At 61.4% G+C, this 18823-nt stretch carries 20 protein-coding genes; 9 read left to right on the plus strand and 11 right to left on the minus strand.

The genetic code is table 11. The features are described from left to right. Positions 1-278: 278 nt before the first annotated feature. The 3 genes from EWR20_RS08635 (at position 279) to EWR20_RS08645 (ending at position 3072) form a co-directional block, all read left to right on the plus strand. Positions 279-911: a superoxide dismutase gene (locus EWR20_RS08635; protein WP_129360271.1), complete on the plus strand. Its 633-nt coding sequence runs from the start codon at positions 279-281 to the stop codon at positions 909-911. Positions 912-1077: 166 nt separating this feature from the next. Beyond that, on the plus strand, positions 1078-2439 hold the full coding sequence (locus EWR20_RS08640; protein ID WP_129360272.1) for an NAD-dependent succinate-semialdehyde dehydrogenase: 1362 nt from the start codon (positions 1078-1080) through the stop codon (positions 2437-2439). Positions 2440-2589: 150 nt separating this feature from the next. After that, positions 2590-3072 (plus strand): pyridoxamine 5'-phosphate oxidase family protein, encoded by a 483-nt coding sequence (locus EWR20_RS08645; protein WP_129360273.1) that lies wholly within the window; start codon positions 2590-2592, stop codon positions 3070-3072. Positions 3073-3188: 116 nt separating this feature from the next. On the opposite strand, the gene EWR20_RS08650 is transcribed toward EWR20_RS08645, so the two are convergent. The 3 genes from EWR20_RS08650 to EWR20_RS08660 form a co-directional block, all read right to left on the minus strand. Beyond that, positions 3189-4034 (minus strand): SDR family NAD(P)-dependent oxidoreductase, encoded by an 846-nt coding sequence (locus EWR20_RS08650; RefSeq protein ID WP_129360274.1) that lies wholly within the window; start codon positions 4032-4034, stop codon positions 3189-3191. Positions 4035-4239: 205 nt separating this feature from the next. Next, positions 4240-4956 carry an NUDIX hydrolase gene (locus EWR20_RS08655; protein ID WP_238147692.1) on the minus strand — a complete coding sequence of 239 codons (717 nt, stop codon included), beginning with the start codon at positions 4954-4956 and terminating at the stop codon, positions 4240-4242. Between the two features lie 92 nt (positions 4957-5048). Further along, positions 5049-5372 (minus strand): putative quinol monooxygenase, encoded by a 324-nt coding sequence (locus tag EWR20_RS08660; protein WP_129360527.1) that lies wholly within the window; start codon positions 5370-5372, stop codon positions 5049-5051. Positions 5373-5445: 73 nt separating this feature from the next. On the opposite strand from EWR20_RS08660, the gene EWR20_RS08665 reads away from it, so the two are divergent. Beyond that, the gene (locus EWR20_RS08665; protein WP_129360276.1) at positions 5446-5925 is read left to right on the plus strand and encodes an SRPBCC family protein; all 480 of its coding nucleotides are present in this window, start codon (positions 5446-5448) and stop codon (positions 5923-5925) included. Between the two features lie 66 nt (positions 5926-5991). After that, positions 5992-6945: a phosphoglycerate dehydrogenase gene (locus EWR20_RS08670; protein ID WP_129360528.1), complete on the plus strand. Its 954-nt coding sequence runs from the start codon at positions 5992-5994 to the stop codon at positions 6943-6945. 104 nt (positions 6946-7049) lie between these two features. Here EWR20_RS08670 and EWR20_RS08675 read toward each other — a convergent pair whose 3' ends face one another. Next, positions 7050-8261 carry an MFS transporter gene (locus EWR20_RS08675; protein ID WP_202864797.1) on the minus strand — a complete coding sequence of 404 codons (1212 nt, stop codon included), beginning with the start codon at positions 8259-8261 and terminating at the stop codon, positions 7050-7052. A gap of 62 nt (positions 8262-8323) precedes the next feature. Then, positions 8324-9004 (minus strand): GntR family transcriptional regulator, encoded by a 681-nt coding sequence (locus EWR20_RS08680; RefSeq protein ID WP_129360278.1) that lies wholly within the window; start codon positions 9002-9004, stop codon positions 8324-8326. A 505-nt stretch (positions 9005-9509) separates the two neighbouring features. Here EWR20_RS08680 and EWR20_RS08685 point away from each other — a divergent pair. Together EWR20_RS08685 and EWR20_RS08690 are read left to right on the plus strand one after the other, a co-directional pair. Then, positions 9510-10004 (plus strand): fluoride efflux transporter FluC, encoded by a 495-nt coding sequence (locus EWR20_RS08685; RefSeq protein ID WP_238147680.1) that lies wholly within the window; start codon positions 9510-9512, stop codon positions 10002-10004. Next, on the plus strand, positions 10001-10381 hold the full coding sequence (locus EWR20_RS08690) for a fluoride efflux transporter FluC (protein ID WP_129360279.1): 381 nt from the start codon (positions 10001-10003) through the stop codon (positions 10379-10381). The genes EWR20_RS08685 and EWR20_RS08690 overlap by 4 nt, the downstream gene beginning before the upstream one ends. Here the strand turns inward: EWR20_RS08690 and EWR20_RS08695 are convergent. The 4 genes from EWR20_RS08695 to EWR20_RS08710 form a co-directional block, all read right to left on the minus strand. Next, on the minus strand, positions 10378-11298 hold the full coding sequence (locus EWR20_RS08695; RefSeq protein WP_129360280.1) for an AEC family transporter: 921 nt from the start codon (positions 11296-11298) through the stop codon (positions 10378-10380). The two genes, EWR20_RS08690 and EWR20_RS08695, sit on opposite strands and share 4 nt — an antisense overlap. A gap of 92 nt (positions 11299-11390) precedes the next feature. After that, the gene (locus EWR20_RS08700) at positions 11391-11978 is read right to left on the minus strand and encodes a phosphatase PAP2 family protein (RefSeq protein ID WP_129360281.1); all 588 of its coding nucleotides are present in this window, start codon (positions 11976-11978) and stop codon (positions 11391-11393) included. A gap of 140 nt (positions 11979-12118) precedes the next feature. Beyond that, a complete protein-coding gene (locus tag EWR20_RS08705; RefSeq protein WP_129360282.1) occupies positions 12119-13762 on the minus strand; it encodes a thiamine pyrophosphate-binding protein in 1644 nt (547 codons plus the stop codon). Positions 13763-13919: 157 nt separating this feature from the next. After that, positions 13920-15353, minus strand: a complete 1434-nt coding sequence (locus tag EWR20_RS08710) for a sodium:solute symporter (RefSeq protein WP_238147693.1) — start codon at positions 15351-15353, stop codon at positions 13920-13922. A 117-nt stretch (positions 15354-15470) separates the two neighbouring features. Here EWR20_RS08710 and EWR20_RS08715 point away from each other — a divergent pair, with 117 nt between their 5' ends. After that, a complete protein-coding gene (locus tag EWR20_RS08715) occupies positions 15471-16037 on the plus strand; it encodes a helix-turn-helix domain-containing protein (protein ID WP_129360283.1) in 567 nt (188 codons plus the stop codon). A gap of 199 nt (positions 16038-16236) precedes the next feature. Here the strand turns inward: EWR20_RS08715 and EWR20_RS08720 are convergent, their stop codons facing one another. Together EWR20_RS08720 and EWR20_RS08725 are read right to left on the minus strand one after the other, a co-directional pair. Continuing rightward, complete coding sequence (locus tag EWR20_RS08720; protein WP_129360284.1) at positions 16237-16983, minus strand: S1 family peptidase; 747 nt, start codon at positions 16981-16983, stop codon at positions 16237-16239. Positions 16984-17143: 160 nt separating this feature from the next. Next, positions 17144-17974, minus strand: a complete 831-nt coding sequence (locus EWR20_RS08725) for a glycerophosphodiester phosphodiesterase family protein (protein ID WP_165001003.1) — start codon at positions 17972-17974, stop codon at positions 17144-17146. Positions 17975-18057: 83 nt separating this feature from the next. On the opposite strand from EWR20_RS08725, the gene EWR20_RS08730 reads away from it, so the two are divergent. Next, positions 18058-18813: a fructosamine kinase family protein gene (locus EWR20_RS08730; protein ID WP_129360286.1), complete on the plus strand. Its 756-nt coding sequence runs from the start codon at positions 18058-18060 to the stop codon at positions 18811-18813. The last annotated feature ends 10 nt before the right edge of the window (positions 18814-18823 follow it).

Below are 18823 nucleotides of genomic sequence, written 5' to 3' on the forward strand. Positions count from 1 at the left end.
GTGGTCTGGAACACAGTTTCACCAGGTCACGCACGTACTGAGAAGTTCGGCTCTCGCAGAGTGAGAATCCGCAGCCCTGAACTTCCGGGTCGCACCACCGAACGGTTCTGCGGCGCGAGCCGCCGGCCCAGGGAATCTGCGCCGCCGTCACACGTATGGCCCCGTGCTACGCCGGTCTTCGCTGGCGGCGGAAGTTGTGACGCAGCCCTAGAGGCCGACCATGGCGGGTGTTAAAGTCGACAGTGGATCTATTAGCTGGATCACTGAAAGGATTGGTTATGGCTGACCAGTACGTACTTCCGGATCTTCCGTACGACTACGCGGCTCTCGAGCCCAATATTTCGGCTCGCATCATGGAGCTGCACCACGACAAGCACCACGCGACCTACGTCAAGGGCGCGAATACTGCTCTGGAAAAGCTGGAAGAGGCCCGTTCGAGCAACGACCTCACCTACGTGAACCAGCTCGAGAAGGATCTCGCCTTCAACTTGGGCGGGCACACCAACCACTCGATCTTCTGGAACAACCTGTCTCCGGACGGAGGCGACAAGCCCACCGGTGAACTCGCCGCAGCAATCGACGACTTCTTCGGATCCTTCGATGCGTTCAAGGCGCAGTTCACCGCAACCGCGACCGGCATCCAGGGCTCCGGTTGGGCCGTTCTTGCATGGGACGCCATTGGCGAGCGTCTGAACCTGTTCCAGCTCTATGATCAGCAGGCTGGCAACATTCCGTTGGCTCAGACTCCGATTCTGCAGCTGGATATGTGGGAGCACGCCTTCTATCTCGATTACCAGAACGTCAAGCCGGACTACGTCAAGGCTTTCTGGAACATCGCCAACTGGGCCGACGCCCAGGAGCGTTTCGATCGCGCGCGTTCGCAGACCAAGGGCCTCATCATTCCCCAGTAAGGAATTTATGACCCTGGTTCGAAGCCCCGCACCCACTAGGGTGCGGGGCTTTTTGCATGCGAGACGGCGCAGGCTTGGCCTCATCTCTCATGATGGTCGTGCCTGGAAAGTCTTCTACAAACCGGGAAGAGTCATGGGCACAACCGTCGCAACGTCGAGGAGCTGTATGTACGCCATCATCAACCCCACCACTGGCGAAACCGTCCACGAATTCAAGAACGCCACAAGCGATGACATCGAATTCGCACTGGAGACCCTCCACAACGGGTACCGAGCCAATCGGCAAGCTACCCCCTCGGAGAGATCAAGCGCTCTGCTCAAAGCGGCCGAGCTTTTCCGGGACCAGTCAGACGAGCTTGCGGGCGTCATCACCCGCGAGATGGGGAAACGGCACCAAGACGCCCGCGACGAGATCGAAATAGTTGCCCAGATTTTCGAGTTCTACGGTTCCAAAGGCCCGGAGATGCTCGAAGAACGCCGTATCGAGGACTCCACGCAGGATGACTACGTGCAGTACCGCCCGACCGGCATCGTACTCGGTGTGATGCCCTGGAATTACCCGATGTACCAGCTCGCTCGATTGGCTGCGCCGAATTTGGTCCTGGGCAATACTGTTCTCATCAAGCCGGCTTCCTCGACTCCGGGGTCAGCACTGGCCTTTGCGGATGTTCTGGCCGAGGCCGGCCTCGGACCGGACGTCTACCAGTCGCTGTTGATTGCCTCAAAGGATATCGAGGCTGTCATCCGCGATCGTCGGATCGTCGGAGTTTCCTTGACGGGCAGCGAAGCCGCAGGTGCCTCGGTAGCTTCGATCGCCGGCGAAGAATTGAAAAAGGTCGTGCTCGAACTTGGCGGTTCGGATCCGTTGATCGTCCTCGACGAAGAAAATATCGAGGACATCGCGGCGCTCGCCGTGGAAACTCGACTCGAAAATATGGGGCAGGCCTGCAATTCCCCCAAGCGTTTCATCGTGATGGAAGAGGCGTATGCCCCCTTCGTTGCAGCCGTCAAAAGGATTCTCGACAAGGGGTACGGCCCGGGCGACCCGCACAAGCCTTCGACGACGCTCGGGCCCCTTTCTTCGGAAAGCGCGGTTGACGCTATTGCTCAGCAGGTCGATCGGGCCGTATCTCAGGGGGCGACCCTGGTCACCGGCGGTAAGCGCCTGGATCGCGCCGGTTTCTACTACGCACCGACTCTGCTGACCGGTATCACCCCGGACATGGACGCCTACTACGAAGAGCTGTTCGGCCCGGTCGTCGTCGTGTACTCGGTCAACAGCGACGAAGACGCTATCGAAATGGCCAATGATTCTCCGTTCGGTCTCGGAGGCGCCGTCTTCGGAGGCGACCCCGAGCGCGCCGAAGCCGTGGGAGAAGGCCTTGAGGTCGGGATGGTATCCGTGAACATGCCTGGCGGTAGCGCGGCGGAACTTCCCTTCGGCGGGGTCAAGCGATCGGGCAACGGACGGGAGCTCGGTCGCCTGGGGGTCGTGGAATTCGCGAATCAGCGGCTGTTCCGGCGGTAAACCCGGCGCGAGCCCGAACTCGAGACAAGGGGGCCGGGCACCGTTCCACCGTGAGCAAAAGGATGGGACGGCTCTGGCCAGAGGCGGTCGGGACGGACGATGATAGGGGTAGAGCCAACGCGCCGCATTTCACGATTGAAAGGAACCGCAATGTCTGACCTAACTCAGGAAAAGATCGTCGAGATCATGCGCAGCGAGCGCTTCGTCATGCTGACCTCCGTCTCCAAGGATGATGGCAAGCTCCACTCCCACCCGATGACTCCGCAGGAAGTCACTGACGACGCCGAGGCCTGGTTCTTCATCGGGCTCCACGGTGAATTGGCCGATGACCTCATGAAAACCTCCGAGGTCAACCTCGCCTTCGCCGAGGTCGGATCTTGGCTTTCGGTTTCCGGACACGTCGAGTTCGAGAACACCAACAAGGAAAAGATCGACCAGCTTTGGAACGACGGTGCCGCTGCTTGGTTCGAGGGCGGCAAGGAAGACCCGAACTTGGGTCTGATGCGCTTCGTGGGCGAATCCGCTCAGTTCTGGGGACAGCCCGGCGGCAAGGTCGCTTCTCTGGCTCAGATCGTGAAGTCGAAGTTCACCGGTGATCGTCCCGCAGGCGGAAGCGAGACCGTCGAGCTCTAAGGGCGCGCTGGGGTCGTATGACCCATCCCTCGAATCGCCACAACGGCCCCGATTGATACTGGTCAATCGGGGCCGTTTTTGACGACCCGCAGGCCGGAGGCCGGCGTTGTCATCCCTTAGCTGAATTGGATACCGCCATCCACCAGCATCGTTTGCCCGGTTATGTAGTCAGAGTCCTCTCCAGCGAGGTATGAGACCAGGCGGGCGATGTCGTCGGGAACGGAAACGCGGCCCAACTGGATCGATTCGGCGTTTTCGGCCAGGGCTTCACCTCGCTGCTGACCGTGTTTGGCCGCGAGTTTCTCATCGATCAAGTCCCACATGGCCGTGCCGACGATGCCCGGACCATACGCATTGACCGTGATTCCATGTTCGGCCCACTCCATCGCAGCGGCCTGAGTGAGTCCGCGGACCGCCCATTTGGTCAGCGAATACGGCCCCAAATATGCAAATGGTCGGAAAGCCACGATCGAGGCTGCGCCGATGATCTTGCCTCCGTGTCCCTGGTGCACCATCTGGCGCGCGGCCTGGCGGTAGGAGTTGAAAACCCCTTTGATGTTGACGTCCAGGATTTTTTGGAAGTCCGCGGCGTCGTATTCCAGCAATTCCTGCACCTGGGCGATCCCGGCGTTCGCGACGAAGACATCCACATGTCCTCCCGCCTTGACTGCGGTGGAAATGAGATCCGCGACCGAGTCTTCGTCGGAAACATCGACGGTCGTGCCCGTCGCGGTGCCGCCGGCCGAGTTGATCGACTCGACCGTCGAGTCGATGCCCTCCTGCATGGAAGGTAGATCTGCCACGACGACGTGCAGTCCGTCCCGCCCCAATCTTTGGGCGATGCTCTCCCCGATTCCTCGCGCAGATCCCGTAACGATAGCGACGCGCTGTCCAACGGGTGCATGCCGGCGAGCCGCTTCGACTGTTGAGAGATCCCCTGACGCGGTGTCCTGTGTGCTCATGACTTCTCCTCATTGAGTATCGATAATGAGACCTATGGTGTGGGTCACATCCGAAGTCAATCAGGAAGAGTATTGGACGCGGAATACGCGTTATCGAGGAGTGGGAATTGGTTTCCGGGTTCGGTCGGGAAAGCTGAAGAGTCAACCATCCGTGCGCCGCGAGTCCGCGGGTTGCGGGACACAGCGTGAAAATCGGAGGGTACCCTTACGGATTCTCATCCTGACGCATCGCGGCGTCGTGCGCGGCCGCGCGGTACATACCGAGGGGCCCCTGATCCGCAAAAGCCTGAGTGTGGTCGTAGCGGAACAGGCGCGGTGGTCGGTGCCTGGTCCCTTCGACCCGTTTGCCCGTGTCGATGATGGATTTCGAGGCCGCAATCTGGCGTCTGAAATTCGCGGGATCCAGAGGGCGCCGCAGGATGGCTTCGTATACCTCGCGCAACTCGGCCAAGGTGAATTCCTCGCCGAGGAACGAGTGAGCGATCCGTGAGTACTCGACCTTATTCTTCAGCCGGTACAGGGCATAATCAACGATCTCGTTGTGATCGAAAGCCAAACGGGGCAGGTCGTCGGCTCGCATCCACTGAATATTCTCGTGGACTCGGGAGTGGGCAACCTCATTGGCGGGGATCGACGCCCAGTACACGACCGAAACCACGCGCTCGCTAGGCGGCTCGACGTCGTCGTAGTCGTCCTCCGGGCCGGGTAGTCGATGGACGCGTCCGAAAGCGTACAGCTGCTCGAGGTAGCCGGGCACCAAACCGGTCGCTCTCTTGAGGGTCGACGCCGCCGACATCTCCAATGACAGGTCCGGGGACAGCGGCCCACCGGGAAGAGCGAACCTGCCTTTGAAAGGTTCCCGCAGACGCCGGACCAGCGGTAACCACAACGAGTGGGGCTCGTCTTTCGCCTCGCGTCGCATCGCGAGAATCACGGTCGAGACGGCGAGCTGGACCGAGCCGTGCGCATATCCGGCGTCCTGGGGAAGGTCTTCCGTCTGCGAAGGGACGTCGTTCACTGCTCGATCTGCAATTCGCCCATGCGGTCCCACCCATCTCCTTCGACTTGGCGGGAAAGAATCTTCGGCGTCTCCACGAGGTGCGGACGCATGGACTCCAAACCTTTCTTGAAGTGGTCGCTGTTGACGTGATCCGAAGCGGCATCGTCGTCGAATGCTTCGAGCAGCACGTACTCGTTCGGATTCTCGATGCTTCGGGACCACTCGAACCACTTGTTGCCGGGCTCGGCCCGAGTCGCCTCGGTGAATTCGCGCGTGATGTCAGTGAATGAGTCTGCGGATTCCGGCTTGACCTGGAATTTGACGATGATGGAAATCAACGGGGCACCTCCACGGTAAGTGTTGCTTGCACTACCCATGGTGACACACCCCGGTGATGCGAGAATGGGCTGCATGAGCAATTCCCTCGTGCGTTTCCTGGACAGCCCTGCAGAAGTCATCGCGGCAGAGACCGTTCTGTCCGAGACATCTCCCGAATCCGTCTATGCGCTCGTTTCGGATCCATTCCGTCACTGTGAGCTCGATGGATCAGGAACGGTTCAGCGGCAGATTTCGGGGCCGGAGCGTCCCAGCGTGGGGGACCGCGTCACCCAGTTCATGCGCCTGTACGGGATTCCGTATCGCATTAGCCTGACGGTGACCCGTGCCGAGCCCAACCGCGCCTTCGCCTGGCGGATGCCGACCGGCCACACCTGGACTTGGGAAATGGAGTCCATCGACGAGGGCACACTGGTTCGGGAAACCTTCGATGCAAGTCCCGCGAGGTTCCTGGGTCTACCTTTGGCGGGGATATTCAGGCTGAACGGCTCCTTCGCGCGCAATCGACGAGGCATCGCGACCTCGCTCGCCCGCCTTCATCGGACGTTGGGTTAAGGTCCATGTGAGAACCGTGGCATGCGTCTCGTAAGCTGGGAGGACCGTACCGCCGAAGGAGAAACCGTGAAGATTCTGCTGCCCACCTCGGTCGAGATCGACCAGGGCAAATTGCCTTTGGGGGAGGACGACGACGTCGCCGTCTACGATCCCACATCGCCCATTCCGGAAGAACACGTCGACGCCGAGGTCATGGTGGTCTGGTCCAATACCGACGACCAACTCGCCGATTCCGCGCGACGCATGACCAATCTCCGTTTGATCCAGGCGCTCCTGGCCGGTCCGGAGAAGGTCCAGAAAGCAGGCTTCCCGGAGGATGCGGTGATCTGCTCCGGCATCGGGTTGCATGACAAGACGGTATCCGAGCACGCATTGGCTTTGACCCTCGCGCTGGTGAGGTCCTTGCCCACGCTCGGCGAGCATCACCGGGATCATCACTGGGCCTCGGAGCTGGGCGGCCCGCAGCCGCTTCACCCCGCCGAAGGTCCCATTACGACCCTCCTCGGCGCTCAGGTCACGATCTGGGGTTTCGGCTCGATCGGTTCGACGCTGGCGCCTTTGTACTCGGCCCTTGGCGCCAAAGTCTCGGGTATTGCGCGTTCGACCGGTCAGCGCGACGGCTACAACGTCGTCGCGACGGAGGAGAAGGACGAACTCCTGGCCCGGACGGACGTGCTCGTGATGATCCTCCCGAATGCGGAAGCAACCAATCACGCTCTCGACGCCGAGGTTCTGCGAACGCTACCGGACAGAGCATTCGTGATTAACGTCGGCCGTGGCTCAACGGTCGACGAAGACGGGCTCATCGGCGCTCTGCACGACGGACAGATTGCCGGAGCGGCCATTGACGTGGCCTCACAAGAGCCCCTCGGCTCGGACAGTCCGCTGTGGGATGCCCCGAACCTCATTATCACTCCTCACTCGGCGGGCGGCCGCCCGGTCGATCCGGAGGACCTCATCGGTCATAACCTCGAGGCCTTGCGTGGTGCCGGGGAGTATCGCAATGCGATGAACGCCTAGTTCGTCTCGTACGCACTTCGCCGCATGCACCCGAACGACTCGTGAGTGCTCGAGTGCAGGCGGCGATGTGCATTCCGGGCCGTGGGACCGTCGCCGGAGCTATATCAAGCAGTCTGGGGAAGATGCTTGCGATAGAACGTCGCCACCAGGGCCAGACACAGCAGCGCGATTGCGCCACCTCCGACGAACATGACCTGGTAGGTGATCCAGGAATTGAGAATTGCCAATGCGGCCGGGACGAAGAATCCGAGGTAAGTCAGCGAGTAATAGACGGCGGTGAGTCCGGCGAGATCCTTGGGGCCCGCAATGCGCTGGACCTCTTGAAGACCAGAGACCAGTAGCAGTCCGTATGAGCTGCCGAGCAGGGCGGCCGCCAACGTCGCGAGCCAAGGGCTGACGGTGTGCGAGGCCCAGGCCGCGCAAACCATCGCCGGAACCGTGACCCCGAGGGCTATGACGATGGCCCGAGCCGACCCGACGTCGTCGAATCGCTTGCCGAGCTGCTGCAATGCGAGGCCGCACCCCAAACCGACCATGCACAGAAGGCCCGAGAAGCCGATGTCGAGCCCCTGGGTCCGTGTTCCCAACACGCTGGGCAAGACCGCGTACGCGCTGCCCGCACATCCGAAGACCCAAGGCGCCATGGGAACCACAACCCACAGGAACCGACGGTGCTTCGCGGTGGGTATGCGCAGGTCATCGATGAGCCGGGCTGGTTCGAGTTGCCGACTGTGGGTTTCAGGGGCGCGCATCACGGCAACGAGGCCGGCCACGGCCACTGCCATGTGCACGATGTACGGCAGTTCGGCCGGCATCGGGCCGAACTGCGCGAGGGCCGCAGCCACGGCGGCGCCCAAACCGAATCCTGCCGTCAGGGACATTGAGGCTCGGCGTGCGCCGGCCGCGTGGTCCGCTGCGGAATCATAAGGTGCAACCGACAGCTCCTTGATCCACGACCCGCCGACCACCATGCCCAAGCCCAGCCCGAGGCCGGAGAAGATCCGTCCGATGAAAAGAACCGTCGGGGATGCAGAACCAACCGCCAACAGGATCGAGGCGATCAGGGCAAATGCGGGAGCCGGGATCATGAGCGGGCGTCGCCCAAACCGGTCAGAAAGCGGCCCACCGATGAGAAGGGCAGGGATGATGCCGAGAACATACGCCCCGAGAAGGACATCCACTGCCCCCGTGGTCAGGCCGTCGAGGTCCTTGTACATCACGAGCAGAGGGGTGAACTGATTGCCTCCCCACGCGACGGCGAAGAGAGATACTGCGGCGAGTAACCACGGTGGGACAAGGCGCTTCTGAGGAAGCAAGAGGTTCCTTTCGGGATGAATCCGAACGTCGGATGGCGTGCGGTTGGTGATGGTGGTGGAATTCAGGACAAGAAGCGCTCGTGGATCTCGTGGAGATGGGCTCCGAGGCGCTCCCGGAATAGGGCGGAGTCACCCCGGGCAATGAGTTCGGCGAGCTCGCGATGGTGAGCCAGGACGGCTTCGGCTTGCTCGTTCGACTTCCAAATCGCCCGCGTGGACATGCGGCGCTGGCGGTCCTTGAGGTTCTCGAAGAAGTCGATGAAAAGGCTGTTGCCTGCCCGAGCCACGATGCACTGATGGAAGTCTGCGTCGATTTTTGCGAAGTCCTCGTCGTTGTGGGCTGCCAGCGCCTCGCTCTGGTGGCCGATGAGTTCGCTCAATTCGGCAGCAACTTCCCCACCACGGTCCGAAGCCGCTATGGACTCGACCGCATGGGACTCGACGACGATCCTTGCCTCGATTACGTCCCGTACTTCGTTCGGCCCTGCCTGACGGATGAGCGCACCACGTTTGGGGTACAGCGTCATCCATCCCTCGGCTTGGAGGCGTATAAAGCCTTCCCGGACCGGTGTGCGGCTGACCTTCAGATCTGTTGCGATCTCCCCTTCGCTGATGAGGGACCCGCCCTCCAGGCGATGGTCGAGAATGCGGGCCTTGACCTCTCGATACACGAGATCGCTGGCGGGTGTGGCCGAGGCCGGACTTGCCTGTTCGGGGCGGCGTTGTGAGGCATTCTGTGCCAAATTCGGTTCCTTCGGTTACCGTTCCGGATCAACATAAGCGCAACATAGATACAAGTTGTACGGTAGGCGTGTCGGGCCGATCGCGCAAGGGGAATGTTTCTGCATTGACATGTCATGGGGACCGACATATTTTGAAAACCACTGGACGGACAGGTTCCGTCACGGCGGTGGGGCTCGCCGTTGCCCAACTTTGCGGTTCTTCGAATCGGATGCACTCGGATTCGAAGGCGCGACAACAGTCCCTACCTGAGTCGATTCGGTATGTCTTCCGATGACGTGCCGCAGCTGAAAGGTAGGTGCCCCATGAATCCTCGAAAGACCCCCACCGACAAACGGGCCGATGCCAATACTGCCGGTGGTGAGATGAGATGAGTCTGCGCAGCTCCGCGATCGTCGTCGGCATCGATCCGAGACAGCTCGATCTGATCGTGGATAGAGCACGGGATTCTTCGACCGTGCCGAGAGAAAGCATGGTCCATCACGAACAACGTCGAGGTACATCAACGTGTCACAGAGTAACCATGGCATTGCCGGCGGGCCCACGAAAAAAGCTCGGCCGGTGCACCTCCGGCCGGCCTTCCTGGGCCTCGCGTTCCTCGGCGGTGCCGTTGGGACGAGCCTTCGGTACGCGCTGACACTGTTCTTTCCGGGCTCGGGAAGCGCCCTCGGGGCCATTCTCGCGATCAACGTCGTCGGAGCGTTGTTCCTCGGATATGTGTTGGAGGCCCTTGCTCGTCGGGGAGCGGACGTCGGGGGACGGCGCACCGCGCGCGTCCTTATAGGAACCGGAATCCTCGGGGGCTTCACGACGTACAGCACGTTGGCCACGAACGTAACCGGGCTTCTCGGTTCCGGCCACATTTGGGCCGGAATCGGCTACGCAGTGCTCAGCGTGGTCGCCGGCGTCGTCGCGTCCGGAGCCGGGATTCTCCTGGCGGCCCGGACCGTCGGACCAGCGGTCGTGGCAGCGGATCTCGACGACGAGGAGACCCCGGCATGATCGACTGGTTGTTCCTGGGCGTGGCGCTCGCGGGCGGAGCGGGCGCCGCAGTCCGGATGTTTCTCGACGGAGTGCTCAGATCAGTGCTCGGCAGTACCATGCCGTGGGCGACGAACCTCATCAACCTTTCGGGCTCGCTTCTGCTCGGATTCCTTGCGGGATTGCTCATGGCCCAAACGATCTCGTCGGAAGTCCAGATCACGGTCGGCGCCGGCTTCATGGGCGGTTATACGACGTTCTCCACCGCGAGCGTCGAGACCTTTCGGCTCGTCCAGGAACGTCGCTGGGGCGCCGCACTGATCAACGCATTTGGAATGGTGTTCCTGGCGACCGGCGCGGCGGCCGCGGGTCTGATGTTCGGAACCCTCTGGGGCTAGGCCATGATCGCGGCAATCACGAACAGTGCCGGTACAGCTGCGATTGTTGAAAGCAACACGATGTCCCTCGCCAGAGAGATGCTCTGGTTGTATCGGGATGAGAAGCTGAAGAGGTTCTGAGCCGTCGGCAACCCGGCGAGGGCCGTGGCCGCGAACAGATCGTGAGGGGCCAAATGGAAAACGTACTGTCCCAGAAGGAAAGCCGCGACGGGCATGGCCACGACTTTGAGGCCGACCGCAAGCAGAGTTTCAGTCTTCTGACCCTCGACCGCGAGCGGGCGATTTCCACGCAAGGACATTCCGAAGGCCACCAGAATCAGCGGGATTCCCGCGCCGCCGACGAGTCCCAAGGGCTCGTTGATCACATTGGGCACGGGGACCCCCAGCGCATTCACGAGGACCCCAAGGACCGATCCGATAATGATGGGATTGCGAAACGGCTGGCTCAGAATGTCCCGGGCGGAAACCCTGCCTTTCGCGACGACGTCGAAAATTGCCAGACAAACCGGTGTCGCGAGAACGAGCTGAAAGAGCAGGATGGGAGCCACCTGTGTGGGGTCACCGAAAATGTACGTCGCCACGGGAAGGCCCATGTTGTTGGAATTCAGAAGGGCCGAACCCACTGCCCCGACCGTGACTCGACCGACTCCGCGTTTGAGGAATACTCCCGCGATCAATGTGTAGACCGCGGCCATTGCAGCGAAGCTCAGGGCGGCCACCGGAAGCCGGGCAGAGAAGATGACGTGCAGGTCAGCGGTCGCCAGGGTCGTGAACATGAGGGCGGGGAGGGCCACGAAGAACGCGAACCGGTTGAGGGTCCACCCGGCGTTCTTGCCCAGGATGCCCATCCGTTCAACGAGGTACCCAATGCCGACAACGACCCCAATGATGGCGAAGCCTTCGAGCACTCCGAACATGTGGCCCTTTCTTGCACTTCCGTTCTAGCGGTTTCAGCCTCCCCGCAGGTCAGCCACCCGCGCAAATGGTGACCATCATGAGAAACGGAGAATCAGTGGGAAGAAACAAACCAGAGATGGCACGCTCCGAGAATTACGCCGATGACGGAGCCCACGAGAATCTCCGGAACGGTGTGTTTTCTGAGGTGCCACCGGGACCAGCAGACCGTGGCATGAACGATCAGAGACAGGATGATCCACCACGGCCCCAGAAGACCGGGGAGAACCATACCGAAGACGGCGCTCATGCCAGCATGCGCGCTGGCTTTGAGCCGAAAATTCACGAGCGCGATGACCAGGACGGCCAGGAGCATCACCACGATGATGCTCTTGGTGGCAGCCGCAGCAGGGGCAACCAGAAGAATCGTGGTGCCCGCGGCGATCGAGATCAGGGACAGGCCGTAGAACACGTATCGCTGTTTCCGGTGGTAAATGAACCGATCGCTGACCTGGCCCGTGTGCGCCATATACAGGGAAAGCCCCCACGGGATCACGACGACGGCAACGACGCCCACGGCCGCCTGCCATGCCCATCCCGGGCCTGCGCTCGCGGGAACAGCAATGAGCAACGCGGCGGCGAGGATGAACGGGGAGAAGATTTCCGTGCCGGCGAATGCGGCGGCTCGTTGAAGACTATGCACGGATCCACTTTATGCAGAAACAGGTGGTCTCCTGGGAGATACGGCCGCCGGGCACGGCGCTGCGTGAACAGACGGTACCAATCCATGTCTGCGACACACGGCGCCGTCCGAAGCCCGGCCGGCCGAACCTCGATTCGGTATTACAGACCCCGGCCGATGGTGAGATGGATCAGGGACGGACCCTTGGTTTTCATCGCTTCCTGGACCTTCTGGGCCAACGTGTCCATGGTGGCCGAGAATCCCGTGGCGCCAAAACCTTCCGCGAGCTTGACCCAGTCGGGCTGCTTGAGGTCCACCGCGATGGGTGCAATGTTCCGGTCCTCTTCGTTGGCGCGGATTTCTCCGTAACCCCCGTTGTCCACGCAGATAATCGGCAAATCCAGTTCTTGCTCGACCGCGGTCATGACTTCCTGGATGGCAAACATGAGTGCGCCGTCGCCGAGGAGGCAGATCACCGGACGGTCCGGGGCGGCTACCTTAGCGCCGATGGACGCGGGGAGCCCGTAGCCGAGTGTCGCGTAGGTGCCCATGTACAACAGCGAGTTGGGTTTGGGGGCACGGTAGAACGTCGTCGTGCCCATGTAGGTGACCTGAGAGGAATCGCCACCAACGATGGCGTTGTCCGGCAGCACGCTCATGATGATTTCGTTGATCTTGGCGAGCTCCGGGGCAATCGAGCGGCCTTCCTCGTCGAGCTTTTCGAAGACCTCGGTCAAATCCGGCGCCGGGCGCGAGCCAGGTTCCACGCCTTCGGCCTTGAGCGCGGAGACCAGCTGAGGGACCACGGCGACCGAGTTGCCCGGGAGTTCGAGGTCCGGGGTGATGTTGGTCAGCATCTGCTGGCGCTCGATGTCCACGCGGATGATCGGGCCTTTCGGACGGATGTCGCCACCCCAGAGCTCGGCCTCGCCGATTTTCGAACCGATGATCAGCATCGCATCGGCCTTGCGGCAGAACTCGTGGGCGGTGCTCAGGCGCAGGTCCGCGCCGAGGGACAGTCGGTGCCGCTCAGGGATCGCGCCCTTGCCGTTGGTCGAGGTGATCACCGGCGCCTCGAGCAGCTCGGCCAGCTCCAGAACTGCTTCGTGCGCTGCGACCGAACCACCACCGGCAACGATGATCGGTTTCTCTGCTGCGGCCAGCATGTTCGCGGCGCGGGCGATGTCGTGCGGCTGAGCCGGCTGGAAGGAGCCGAGGGGGCGGGCCTGGAGCTCTTCCTCGGTGAAACCTCCGGTCTCCTCGAGAACGTCCAGGGGAACCTCGATGTGGATCGGCCGCGGGCGGGAGTGTTTGAAGGAGACGAACGCGTTGTGGATCATCTCTACCGCCTCGGAGGCCGAGCTGACGCGGCGGGACAGTCCGATGATCGAGTCCACGGCTCCGGTGGGGTTCTTGGTCTCGTGCAGGGATCCGATGTCGCGGAATTCGGTTCCGCGAGGCCGACCGGGGGACAGGATGATCATCGGGCGGGATTCGGCATATGCCGTGGCCGCACCCGAGAGCGAATTGAGCAGGCCCGGACCCGATGTCGTGATGACAACGCCGGGAAGCCCCTTGGTCAGCGACCATCCGTCGGCGCCGTACGAGGCGCCTTGCTCGTGACGGGTGGTCACGGGCTTGATGTCGAGTTCGTCGAGGTGTCGATAGAACTCAAGGTTGTGGGTGCCAGGGATGCCGAAAACCGTGTCGATACCGTAATTCCGCAAAGTAGCCAGAATGGCATAACCCGCGTTGTGACGCTGTTCGGTCTGAACGGGGGTTTCCCGTGCGGCCTGCTCGCTCATGATGCTCCTCCTCTTCGCCGCGGCGCTGCAGCGGATGGGGTTGTGGGTTCACTACAAAAGTATCCTGACGCGCAACCAGAATATACATATATGAAACTTTTTGGGGATGCGGCAACTCGCTTGTCGGAAAACCGGGCCCTTTCGGAATTCGGGCCTGCTACTTGCGGGATCCTTCGAGCCGAGCCTGCCATTCACCCAGTGTCGTCGAATCGGTGCGCGGCGTCGAGAGCGAAACCGCGACGTAGACGATCAGGGACAGGACCAGGCCGACGTAGATGGGCTCGTTTGCGGCGACACCGAAGAATGCCATGGATACCAGGACGCTGATCGCGCCCACCAGCATCGAACTGGCGGCTCCGGGTCCTGTCCCGCGTTTCCAGAAGAGCCCGCCGAGGATCGCAACCAAGAGTCCGCCGACGAGGATGTCGTATGCGATCGTCAACGCTGTGACCACACTGGGGACGATCATCGCGATGACAGTGACGAACACTCCGATGATCAGCACGTACAGCCTGTCGAGTTTCATGCTTGCGCCCGATTCGTCGGGATTCTCGGTTCCGGAAGCACTCGATCCCTCGTGCACCTGAGGCCTGGGCCGCGTGAATGCGCGGGAAAGCAACGGTACGACGTCGACCCTCGCAACCGTGGCCGAAGCGATCAGCGCTCCCGAGGCCGTGGACATCATTGCGGCGACGCCGGCAGCAAGTACCACGCCACCCAGGCCGGCGGGGAGATAATCCTGTGCGAGGGCCGCGAAGGCGTCATCGGATACCTCGAGATCCGGAAGAACCACGGCGGCGGCCATGCCGATGATCGCACCTGCGATGCCGTACAAAAGTGTGTAGAGGCCCGCAGCGAATCCGCCCCACCGCGCGACGTGAGGGGTGCGGGACGTGAAGACGCGCTGCCAAATATCCTGCCCGACCAGCAGGCCCAAGGTGTAGACGACGAACATCGTGATGATGGATTGTACACCCATGGCTCCGGGGTCGAAGAACTCCGAGTCGAGGCGTGCGTGCAGACCGGACCAGCCGCCGGCCGAGTGAAGAGAGAACGGGAGGAGTAGAAAGAACATGCCGACCGTCATGATCAGGAACTGCATCAGGTCGGTCAGGGTGATGGACCACATGCCGCCCAGAATCGAATACCCGATGACAACCACGGACCCGATCACGATGCCCCAGGGCCGGTCCATATTGAACAGGACCTTGAAGATCGACGCGTAGGCGGAGGTTGAGGTTACGGCGAGCATCACGGTGTACCCGAGCATGACCACCGACGATGCTTTGACGGCCCGGCCGCCGTAACGAAGGCCGAGCATTTGGGACACCGTGTACACGCCCAGCTTCTGAAGGCGTCCGGCAAAAGCCAGGGAGAGCACCATGACGCCGACCGCGATGGCGGCAACCATCCACATCCCGGAAATGCCGTAAGTGTATCCGAGTCCGACGCCGCCGATCGTTGCGGCTCCGCCCAGGACGACGGCGGACATCGTCCCGGTGAAGAAGAGATATCCCAGCCGACGTCCGGCCACGCGATAGTCTTCTGTGCTCTTGGCGCGGCGTTTGCCGTACCAGCCGATAAGAACCATCGCGGCCAGGTACAGAAGAATGATGAGGAGGTTCAAGAACGGTTCCAATCCTGATGTGATGCGCAATTCATGGTCTCTATCGATACCATGCATAGAGGCCAATGAAAGGATCGAGCGATGAAGGCGTTGCCCGTTCAGCAACTGGAGAGATCGCCTGAACTGGGGTCACGGCTTCGCAATCACCGGTTGCGACAGCACATGACGATTGAGCAGCTGGCAACAGCGACGGACCTGACCAAGGGGTTCATCAGTCGTGTCGAGCGAGACCAGACCTCGCCCTCCGTCGCGTCGCTCGTCAAGTTGTGCAGAGCCCTCCGTGTGAACGTCGGTGATCTCTTCGAGGAGCCCGATACCCAGGTCATTCGTCTGGAGGAGGCACCCGAGGTGGACCTCGGCGGGGCGGGAATCCACGAGCGACTCGTGTCCGGTCCGAACCTCGAGAAGGTCCAAGTCATCCGGGCGAGTATCGAACCCGGGGGAACCGGCGAAGACGCCCTGTACACCGTGGAATGCGAGACCGAGGTTCTGCACGTCATCTCGGGTGAATTCGTGCTGAGGACCAGCGCCGGGGAGCTTGAGCTGGGCCCCGGAGATTCCGTGACCCTGAGCGGTCGGGAGCCTCATTCATGGCGCAATACCGGTGGCGGGCCGGCGGAGGTCCTCTGGGTTTTGGTGAATAAGTAGAGATTCTCGGGGTATTTCATATTTCGACGGGCGCCGATCAATCCTTCCGATTTGAAAAGAAGTGCCGAGATTTCCTCAAGATATCGAAATTCTTCTGTGCCCTGAGAATTCTCGATGGGCCGAAAGTATTCGCGCGACGACAACGCCCGGATGTGAAGGGGTTGTCGCCGCGCGAAGTGGTGTCCGTCGAAATGCTGGATTAGACCCCGGTCTGCTGGCTGATCCAGTTGCGGTGATCGGTCAGGTTGGCGTAATTGCTGCCGGCCTGGGTGTCTGCGCCGGGATCTGCGGAGTCGCCGGTCGAGCACACGGCGACGATCTGGCCGTTGATGACCAGCGGACCACCCGAGTCGCCGTGATTGGAGGCTCCGCTCGAACCGCGGACGTGTACTGCCTTGCCGCCGAAGGCGTCGGTCGACGAGCCCAAGACGTTCACGCTCGCGGTGTACAGCCAGTCAGCTCGTCCCTGGTTGGCACGGAGACCGTACCCGAAGATATTGCCTTGGTCGCCCGACTTGGGGCTGTAGCCGCTTCCCAGCTGGGCGTACGAGCTGACCTCCTGCGGGCTCTGGAGGTGAATCAAGCCGACGTCACCGTAGGGCGAATTGACCACTCGATCGGAACCATAGGCCTTGCCGGGATTGGCCGTGTCGTTCGAGTAGTAGGCCTTCATGTTCTGCGAATCCTCGGTGCAGTGGCGCGCGGTCAGAATCCATTCGCTGTTGATGGCTTCGCCGGTGCAGCCGAAGGTTCCCGACTCTCCTGCGGTGTTGAAGGAGAGCTGGACGATATTAGGGCTATTGGTCGCCTGACCGCCGACGATGTAATTGGTCGAATCCGCCTGCGTTGCCGCCAACGCGGGGGTGCCGGAAACGCCCAGAGCGATTGAAGCGCCGAGGATTCCAAGTGCTGAAGCTGCTCTCTTAAGGTGCTGAGGCTTTTTCATTGACTAACTCCATAGAGCTACGGACCAAACTATTTTTGGCCCTGGTGAGCCTAATGTAATGCACGTCTCAGTATGTGGTCAACAAAGACTGGAAAATGAATTCGTCATATGTTTACAACGAAAGCTATAAATGTGAATTTATGTAAATTTTATTTAATAATCACGGATGGGCTTTTGCGCTTCCGGACTGATGCGGCTCGGGGCGTGCCGCAGGTGCGTGCCGCAATGCTGCGGGCGCCTCGATTGGAGTGAGCCCTTTGGGGCCATCCGTGCAGATTCCGTCGACGCCCCAGCCGGCGAGTTCGGCTGCACGGCCAGGGTTGTTGACGGTCCACGTGTTGATTTCGAGCCCTTCGGCATGTATCAATCCGACGATATGTTCGTTGAGTTCGCGATGGTGCGGATGAACGTACGTCGCGCCGATGGAATGGGCGATCTCTCGCCACCCCGAATGCCGGTTCGTCAGGGTGAAACGGTTCCGCTCGAAGAGGCAGGCCAAACGAAGGCGGGGCGCCACGAGGTGGAGTGCCGTGAGGAGGGGGTGATTGAAGGAGGAAACGATGACGCGCGGTTCCTCGTCACGAGGTTTGACGCGCTCAAGCTCCCGGGCGATCGCATGAATGTAGGTGTCGACCCGTTCAGGGCTGGGGTCGGTGAGCTTGAGCTCCAGATTCATGTTCAGGCCGGTGTTGTTCATGAGATCCACCAGGTCTCTGAGGGTGGGAACGCGAGTGTCCGCGAAGTTCGGGGAGAACCAGCGACCTACGTCGATCTCTGCCAGATCTTCAATCTGCGATTCGCTCACACGGGTCGCGACTTTACCAGTGCGTTTGAAGGACGAATCGTGGATGAGCACAATGGTCCCGTCAACCAGCATGTCGGCATCCGTCTCAACCCACTGGAAACCGGCGTCCGCGGCCGCCCGGAACGCGGCCATGGTGTTTTCGGGGGCCTTCTCGGAGTGCCCGCGATGGGCGATCAAGAAACTCACGAATCCATAGTGGCAGAGAAAAGTGGCGTGCCGGTTAACGCCGACCCCTTTTGGGCTGGCGGTGCGTTGGTGGATCATGAGGTATGGAGTTTTTCACCAAGCACACGACCGGCAGACCTGCTGACTGGGAAAAATCCGGCTTGGAATGGCTAACCGATGCGGAAGGCGATGGGGGTGCGCGCATTTGTCGCGTCGTCGGTGTGGCCGAGGATGGCCTCCGGCTCGAACTGATACGGGAATCCTCTCCGTCCAAGGCGGCCGCGCGGGCATTCGGCCAGGGTCTTGCCACGATGCACGACGCCGGTGCCCCGGCATGGGGAGCGGGCCCTCCAGGGTGGGAGGGCGACGGATACCAAGGTCCTGCGAGCCAGCAACTGGCCTTGCCCCTCGGTGAATTCGAATCATGGGGAGCGATGTTCGCCCAGTTGAGGATTGCGCCGCTGGTTCGGGAGGTCAAAGGCTTCTCCAGCGACGAGCGACGACTGTTCGGTCAGCTGTGTGAGCGGTTGCGTGACGGAGTTTTCGACGACGGTGATGCGCCGTCCCGTCTGCACGGTGATCTGTGGGCGGGCAATGTGCTCTGGACCAGTGACGAAGCCGTGCTGATCGATCCGACGACCTATGGCGGGCACCGCGAGGACGACCTGGCCGCATTGGCGATGTTCGGAGCCCCGCATCTGCGCGACATTCTCGAAGGCTATGAAGAGGTCCATCCGCTGGAGGCGGGGTGGCAGGAACGCGTGGACTTGCATCAGCTTCATTTGATCCTGCTCCATGCGGCATTGTTCGGCGGTGGGTACGTCAAGCAAGCGATTCAGGCGGCTCGTCGCTACGTCTAGGCGGATCGTT

Origin of the sequence: Rothia uropygioeca, assembly GCF_004136585.1 — a bacterium.
In the GTDB taxonomy this organism is placed as follows: Bacteria; Actinomycetota; Actinomycetes; order Actinomycetales; family Micrococcaceae; genus Rothia.

Bases quoted from the DNA above. Each gene is read 5' to 3' on its own strand.
- EWR20_RS08650 (WP_129360274.1), bottom strand. From the start codon at position 4,034: ATGAGCACACAGGACACCGCGTCAGGGGATCTCTCAACAGTCGAAGCG.
- EWR20_RS08730 (WP_129360286.1), top strand. From the start codon at position 18,058: ATGGAGTTTTTCACCAAGCACACGACCGGCAGACCTGCTGACTGGGAA.
- EWR20_RS08640 (WP_129360272.1), top strand. From the start codon at position 1,078: ATGTACGCCATCATCAACCCCACCACTGGCGAAACCGTCCACGAATTC.
- EWR20_RS08705 (WP_129360282.1), bottom strand. From the start codon at position 13,762: ATGAGCGAGCAGGCCGCACGGGAAACCCCCGTTCAGACCGAACAGCGT.
- EWR20_RS08710 (WP_238147693.1), bottom strand. From the start codon at position 15,353: ATGGTTCTTATCGGCTGGTACGGCAAACGCCGCGCCAAGAGCACAGAA.
- EWR20_RS08665 (WP_129360276.1), top strand. From the start codon at position 5,446: ATGAGCAATTCCCTCGTGCGTTTCCTGGACAGCCCTGCAGAAGTCATC.
- EWR20_RS08645 (WP_129360273.1), top strand. From the start codon at position 2,590: ATGTCTGACCTAACTCAGGAAAAGATCGTCGAGATCATGCGCAGCGAG.
- EWR20_RS08695 (WP_129360280.1), bottom strand. From the start codon at position 11,298: ATGTTCGGAGTGCTCGAAGGCTTCGCCATCATTGGGGTCGTTGTCGGC.
- EWR20_RS08635 (WP_129360271.1), top strand. From the start codon at position 279: ATGGCTGACCAGTACGTACTTCCGGATCTTCCGTACGACTACGCGGCT.
- EWR20_RS08715 (WP_129360283.1), top strand. From the start codon at position 15,471: ATGAAGGCGTTGCCCGTTCAGCAACTGGAGAGATCGCCTGAACTGGGG.
- EWR20_RS08720 (WP_129360284.1), bottom strand. From the start codon at position 16,983: ATGAAAAAGCCTCAGCACCTTAAGAGAGCAGCTTCAGCACTTGGAATC.
- EWR20_RS08690 (WP_129360279.1), top strand. From the start codon at position 10,001: ATGATCGACTGGTTGTTCCTGGGCGTGGCGCTCGCGGGCGGAGCGGGC.
- EWR20_RS08655 (WP_238147692.1), bottom strand. From the start codon at position 4,956: ATGCGACGCGAGGCGAAAGACGAGCCCCACTCGTTGTGGTTACCGCTG.